We start from the raw sequence: 2,149 nt of genomic DNA on the forward strand, positions 1-2,149 counted from the left end.
CGGACCTCACTCACCAGCGTGTCGGGGTCGAGCCCGAGCACGTCGGCGGCGGCCCGTCCAACCCGGTCCGTGGCGGCCGCGGGCGCGTACACCCCCAAACGCCACTGGTTTCGCTGGGCGGTCCGGAGCGCGGACACCAGCGGCGACTGCCGTTCCAACCGTCGCACTTCCCCGTTGACCGTCACCCGCGCGGTCGACTCCCGCATCGACGGCTCGGGGGGGACATCGAGGACGACGTGTTCGCGGTCGATCCCCGCCGCCGCCGCGATCTCCCGTTCGAGCGCCGTCCGTGTCTCGTGGTCCGCCTCGCGGACCCGTTCGGGGACGTCGTCGTACTCGGCCCAAACGGCCCGTTTGTAGAGGTCGCGCTCGTCGTAGCGACGGGATATCTCGGCGGTCGCCGGGCAGCCGCGCAGCGCCGCGAGGAAGTCGTGGTCGTCCATTCGGCGGAGCGCCGCCGCGGTCGTCGCCGTCGCGTCGAGGAGCTCGGCAGCGCCGCGCCGCAACATCGCCTTCGAGATCCGGGCGACGGGGTGGGTGTACACGACGGGGTTCATCAGCGCCCGCGCCAACAGCAGGCTCTCGGCGGTCTGGACGTTCCCCTCGTCGAGGACCAGCGCCGGACCGTTGGCGTCGTCGTCGCTGTTCGAGGCATCCGCGCTGTCGACGTCCTCGACGAACGCCAGCTCCCGGACGAACCGCCCGGTGTCGATGGTGCCGTATGGCACGCCCGTGTGGTAGGCGTCGCGCACGAGGTAATCCATCCGGTCCACGTCGAGCTCCCCCGAGACGAGCTGGCCGTACGTCCCCTCGCCGGCGACGATGTCGGCGATCCGCGCCGGGTCGAGGTCGTGCTCGCGGAGCACGTCGCCGACGTCGCCGGTCGCCAACAGCTCGTCGACATCGTCGTGGTACTTCCCGGTCCGTCGGTGGGTGAGCGCCTCCAGGTTGTGGCTGAACGGGCCGTGGCCGACGTCGTGGAGCATCGCGGCGGCTTCGATTCGGTCCGCGTGTTTCCCCTCGATCCCCAGGTGGTCGAGCGCCTGCCGGGCGAGGTGGTAGACGCCGAGGCTGTGCTCGAAGCGGGTGTGGTTCGCCGACGGGTACACCAGCTGGACAGTTCCGAGCTGTTTGACGTGGCGGAGCCGCTGGACGGCCGGCGTGTCGAGGAGGGCCGCGGCGACACCGTCGATCTCGATGTGATCGTGAACGGTGTCCTTGACCGTGATCATGCCGGCCGTTCGTCGCCATCACTTAAAAACGCCGTCGTCGGGCTTGCCCACCCTTCGAGCGGTTCCTGCCTGCCGCTCATCCCCGACCCGCCGCTCACCCCCGACCCGCCCGGCACTCGCTTGGTCCCCCTCGCTCGGGCCCCGGTCCGCGGTCGGTCCGCATCGTCGAACACCACCATGCCGCAGTCGACACGGTTTATATCCCGGGTGATCGATCATCGGGTATGTACGACGTACTTGTCGCCATCGACGACGACGAAACCCGGGCAGTCGCGCAGGCGCGAGCGATCGCCGACCTGCCGGGCGCGGACGGCGGCATCACCGCACACCTCAGTCACGTGTTCACCGACAACCCCGAGGGCGCGTCGGTCAACCAGCTCTCGGCGGTCAGGCGCGCACGCGAGACGCTGAAGGACGCCGGCGTCGAGTGTGTCCACTACGAGGCGAGCGGCGAGCCGGGTCCCGAGATCGTCGCCGCGGCCGAGGAGATCGACGCCGATTCGATCTGCGTGTCCGGACGCAAACGGAGTCCGACCGGGAAGGCCGTCTTCGGAAGCGTCACGCAGGAAGTGATCCTCTCCAGCGACCGGCCGGTCCTGACGGTTCCGCGCCCCGAGAGCGAGTAGTCCCACCGGCGAACGAGGGCGACGCGATCAGCCTACGTCGGCCGTCCGAGCGACCGGATACCAAGCACGTCGGTGGCCGCGTCGCGGACGTCCTCGACGTGTTCTTCGGGACAGTACACCCCGAGCGTCCAGCGGCGGCGCTCCGCGGCGCGAAGCCCGGACACGAGCTCCGAGGCGTCCTCCAACCGCTGGGGCACGCCGTCGACGACGACGGTCGAGGCCGACTCCTTGAGCCCGGGCCGGGACGGGACGTCGACGATCACCGACGCGCGGTCGATCCCGACGCGGTCG

2 protein-coding genes and 1 pseudogene are annotated in these 2,149 nt (G+C 70.4%); 1 reads left to right on the top strand and 2 read right to left on the bottom strand.

Annotated features, from left to right (window positions below; all coding sequences use genetic code 11):
* Positions 1 to 1,232: HD domain-containing protein (locus ACFQEU_RS14925; RefSeq protein WP_379783440.1), on the bottom strand; the 1,232-nt coding region annotated here is incomplete at its 3' end.
* Positions 1,233 to 1,456: 224 nt separating this feature from the next.
* Between ACFQEU_RS14925 and ACFQEU_RS14930 the strand changes: the two genes are divergently transcribed.
* Entirely contained in the window at positions 1,457 to 1,858 is a 402-nt protein-coding gene (locus ACFQEU_RS14930) for a universal stress protein (RefSeq protein WP_379783442.1), read from the top strand.
* 32 nt (positions 1,859 to 1,890) lie between these two features.
* Here ACFQEU_RS14930 and ACFQEU_RS14935 read toward each other — a convergent pair.
* A pseudogene (locus tag ACFQEU_RS14935) lies at positions 1,891 to 2,149 on the bottom strand (HD domain-containing protein); the annotation flags it as partial.

The organism is Halorubrum tibetense, assembly GCF_042661865.1.
Classification (GTDB): Archaea; Halobacteriota; Halobacteria; order Halobacteriales; family Haloferacaceae; genus Halorubrum; species Halorubrum tibetense.